Origin of the sequence: Ilyobacter sp., assembly GCF_041583315.1 — a bacterium.
GTDB lineage: Bacteria > Fusobacteriota > Fusobacteriia > Fusobacteriales > Fusobacteriaceae > Ilyobacter.
This window is the reverse complement of sequence record NZ_JBFHGC010000222.1, coordinates 1-4405: the sequence shown is the minus strand read 5'-3', so window position 1 is coordinate 4405 and position 4405 is coordinate 1. Positions and strand designations below refer to the sequence as shown.

At 36.5% G+C, this 4405-nt stretch carries 4 protein-coding genes and 1 pseudogene; all 5 read right to left on the bottom strand.

What is annotated here, in order from left to right; all coding sequences use genetic code 11:
* A pseudogene (locus ABZA26_RS08670) lies at window positions 1-711 on the bottom strand (hypothetical protein); the annotation flags it as partial.
* Between the two features lie 24 nt (window positions 712-735).
* Window positions 736-1623: an NAD(P)-dependent oxidoreductase gene (locus ABZA26_RS08665; protein ID WP_372714124.1), complete on the bottom strand. Its 888-nt coding sequence runs from the start codon at window positions 1621-1623 to the stop codon at window positions 736-738.
* 283 nt (window positions 1624-1906) lie between these two features.
* A complete protein-coding gene (locus ABZA26_RS08660; protein WP_372714123.1) occupies window positions 1907-2953 on the bottom strand; it encodes a PTS transporter subunit IIC in 1047 nt (348 codons plus the stop codon).
* 23 nt (window positions 2954-2976) lie between these two features.
* Window positions 2977-3957, bottom strand: a complete 981-nt coding sequence (locus tag ABZA26_RS08655) for a xanthine dehydrogenase family protein molybdopterin-binding subunit (RefSeq protein WP_372714122.1) — start codon at window positions 3955-3957, stop codon at window positions 2977-2979.
* Window positions 3957-4405, bottom strand: a 449-nt coding sequence (locus ABZA26_RS08650; RefSeq protein ID WP_372714121.1) for a molybdopterin cofactor-binding domain-containing protein, incomplete at its 5' end; no start/stop codon positions are given. The genes ABZA26_RS08650 and ABZA26_RS08655, both read right to left, overlap by 1 nt.

Genomic DNA, 4405 nt, shown 5'->3' with positions numbered 1-4405 from the left:
TGATTCCGATTCCGATTTATCCAGCTCAGTTTTAAGATCGGGAACGAAGGAAATGGCATCCTGCATTTTTTTCCACAATTCAGGATTTAATTGTGTTTTCAGCCAGAAGAAAAAAGCTGAAAGCGAAGCCTGGTTTTTCCGGAGCAGCTCAAAAAACGATTTTTGATCGGTCAGGAACAGGAACGAACAATTTTTGATGAAAGCGGCCAACTCTTTTCCTTCGGGTTGAATTAAAAAACCGGAGTTGACCAGCTCTTCGAAATCTTTTTCCACCAACCCTTTTTCTAATATTAATGATCCACCATGGAGCTTAACTCCACTGGGTCTGACATTTTGAGAAGATTTTTTTCCTAGTATTGCTAACGCCTTTGTTCCTGAAGGATCTTTAGGTCTTCCCGGAGTATGTGGCTCTCCAGCAGATATCATAGTTGTTACTCCACCATGTAATGAACTAGAGATATACCCAGTTGTATTTTGTCTTGGGGTAAAATCTCCCAAAACAGGATGAACATGTGAATCCAATAACCCTGGTGCTACTGTTATTCCATTGGCATCGATTATTTTATCGCATTGATATTCTACTAATAATTTTTCATCACCTATTTTTTTTATTACACCGTCTTCAACAATAATTGTTGTGGATTTTCTAATAGGATTAGAAAGATCTCCTGTGATTAAAATACCTATATTTTTAATACCTAGTCTTTTCATTGATAACCTCCTTGTTTAGAAAACTTATTTTCTAACTGAAATATTTAACCATTTTTCATACAGATTTATTACAGCTGAAATATCTTTTTTACCCAAACCTTCCGCTCTTGCGGTCTCAAAGATTTGTTGGGCAATATTCCCCATAAACATTGGTGCGTTTAGATCTTTTGCAGTTGAAATTGCGAGTTCTAAATCTTTGTATTGCAGATCTATCATAAATCCTGGCTCAAAATTTCCTTGGGATATAAAGTTTTCGTATTTAGCTTTTAGTGCATAAGAACTTCCTGAACTTTGACTTATAATTTCATATAAGACATCAGGTTTTATCCCTGCTTTTGTACCTAGTGCTAGAGCTTCAGCACAGGCTACCATATTTACTCCTAGAAGTAAGTTATTTATAAGCTTTACAGTGTCTCCAGCTCCGATCTGTCCAACATAATTTATTTTTTTACCAATGCATTCTAAAATTGGTTTTACTTTTTCCAGAACTTCTGCTTTACCTCCAACCATAATGGTTAATGTCCCTTCTTCAGCTCCTTTAGCTCCACCACTAACTGGTGCATCAATAACCTCTATACCCTTATCAGCACATTTTTCATAAATATTTTGAATGACTTTAGGAGTGATACTGCTTAGATCTACGATTATTGATCCTTTTTCAGCACCTTCTAAAACACCGTTTTTTCCCAAGATAACCTCTTCTACTATTTTGGAATTAGGTAGCGAGGTCATTATTACGTCACAGCCTTCACAGGTATCAGCCGTTGAATCCCCAATTTCGGCACCTTTTTCCTTGAGTTCAATCATTGATTCTTCTATTACATCATAGACTTTCAATTTATGACCACTATTCAAAATATTAATTGCCATGCTTTTTCCCATAACACCTAATCCAATAAAGCCAACTTTCACATTAATCCCCCACTTTGTTTTTTAATATCAAATTTCCATATCAGAAATAAGGAAACGTTTACATCAGAAATTAAAAATAAATAAAAATTTAAACTTATGCATCACTTTCTTTGCAGAATTTAAATTTATTACTATTTTTTTCTTGAAATTATTATCCTCAAATTGAGGAAGCTTTTAGAAACTTAAGTATACAAATCTTAAACTGGAATGTCTAATTGACCTGTTTTTATTTGATTAAAAGCTCTATCAATATGAGTGATAGAGCTTTTAACAAATATATTTTTTAAAGATCTAATTTCAGATCTCCTTCTTTAATCCATTCTTTTTTACGCATAAATTCAGCAATAGCCAGCGTCATTAAAGCTGGTAAAATAATTTGGAAAACTAAGATCATAATATACATTGAGGCTCCACCCCTGCCTGCAGCTTCCATTGCACTGACAGTTCCAAATTGACCGACTAATCCGCTTGTTCCCATTCCAGACCCTATTGGAGTATTTTCCATTTTTAAAACAGTTGTAGCTATCGGACCAAGAATTGCAGATGTCAGAATAGAAGGTATCCATATTTTCCAGTTTTTTACAATGTTAGGAACCTGAAGCATCGATGTTCCCAACCCTTGTGCAAACACTCCGCCAATACCATTCTCTCTATAACTTATAACAGCAAATCCAACCATCTGTGCTGCACATCCTACAGTCGCTGCTCCAGCGGCAAGTCCACTAAGTCCGAGCATTATTCCTATGGCTGCACTACTTATTGGAAGCGTAAGCGCTATCCCCATCAAGGTTGATACTAATATTCCCATGGGAATAGGATTGAGTTCAGTTGCATACATAATCAAATTACCAAACCCAGTCATAAAGGCACTTACTCCTGGTCCGACTAAAGAACCAAGAAGACACCCTACAATTATTGTTGTAGCTGGTGTTACTATAATGTCCACTTTTGTTTCTTTTGAGACTGCCTTACCGAATTCTGCACCTGCTACTGCTGCAACAAATGCACCCACCGGACCTCCTAAAGCTGCTCCAGCTGCTCCAGTAATAGCTGAGGAGAACATCACCAATGGCGGTGCTTGAAGACCACAAGCAACAGCTACACCAATTGCAGGTCCTGTCATTTGTCTAGCAATTGGCCAGATTGTTTCACTTAAAAATGATATCCCAAATTTTATCCCAATTTGATTTAAGATACTTCCGATTATAAGAGATGAAAAAAGACCCAAAGCCATAAAACTTAAAGCATCAATAAGATAACGCTTTACCGAAAATTCAATATTCTTTCTCTTCAAAAAACCTTCTTTTTTTAATTCTAATGTTTTCTCCATGACACTCCTCCTAGTTAATTAAATTAAATTTTATTTAAAGCTTTTAAAACTTTCTCAGGTGTAATAGGCAGCTCTGTAAACCTTACCCCTATAGCATCGTATACTGCATTTATTATCGATGGTGCGACAGGAATTAACGCCGGTTCTCCCACACCTTTAGCTCCAAACGGACCTGTAATATCAGTTTCTTCTACAATAACAGGATAAATTTCAGGCATATCCTGGGAAGTATGAATTAAATATTTGGAAAAACTTGGATTCTGAATTTTTCCATCTTTTATTTTAACCTCTTCACTCAGGGCAAACCCTGTACCCATCAAACATCCACCCTCTATCTGACCTTCAACATTGATTTCATTGATGGCCTTTCCCACATCATGTGCAGCTATAATTTTCAAAACTTTTACTTTCCCTGTTTCTGTGTTCACCTCTACTTGGGCTATATGCGTTGCAAAAGCATAGGTTGCATAAGGGACTCCCTCCATTGTAAACGGATCTAGAGACGAAGCATCTGGATTAAATGTCCCAGAACCCACTGCAATTAACCCTCTTTCCTTTAATCCCTTCATCACATCGGATAATGGAATATAATTTTCCTCATCACCTTCTATAAAAGCCTTTTTATTTTTTAATATGACTTTATCTGGATCTTCACCTAAAATCTCTCCTGCAACTTTTAAAAGAGTTTCCTTTGCCATTTCAGCAGCTTTTTTACATGCATTACCTGAAACATAGGTTTGCCTGCTTGCAGAAGTGGCACCAGCCTCAGGGGTAACTGCCGTATCAGCAGCTGTTATATTAACTGATTCATAATCGATACCTAAAACTTCAGCAACTATCTGGCACATAACTGTATTGGATCCCTGACCTATATCAGCAGCACCAGCCAACACAGTGGCTGATCCATCAGAATGAACCTCTACAAAGGCAGATGCCGGGTTGGGAAGGCCAGTATTACCAATTCCATAAAACATACTCCCAATTCCTATACCTATTTTTTTCATCAAGACACCTCCTTTTCTTTAAATATTTCGTCAGCCTTTTTCTTAGCTGCTTCTAAAGTTTTTATAATTCCGATACTATTATTCATAATTTGATTATTTGCATTTTTAGATCCATATTTTAATGCATTTATAAGTCTTATTTCAAAGGAACTAATATTTAATTTTTCGGCTATCATATCAATTTGTGATTCATGAGCAATGGATACTTGTGGAACACCAAATCCCCTCATGGCTCCACACATTGGATTATTGGTATACATCATTGTGGATTCTATTTTTACATTTGGAATTTCATAAGGGCCTGTTGCATGAACCATAGCTCTTGATACAACTTCAGGTCCATAAGTAGAATAGGCACCTGTATATGCATAAAACTCAGCCTCCATAGCTAATAACTTGCCATCTTCAGTTGCTCCGGTCTTAACCTTCATAATATGCGGATGTCTCT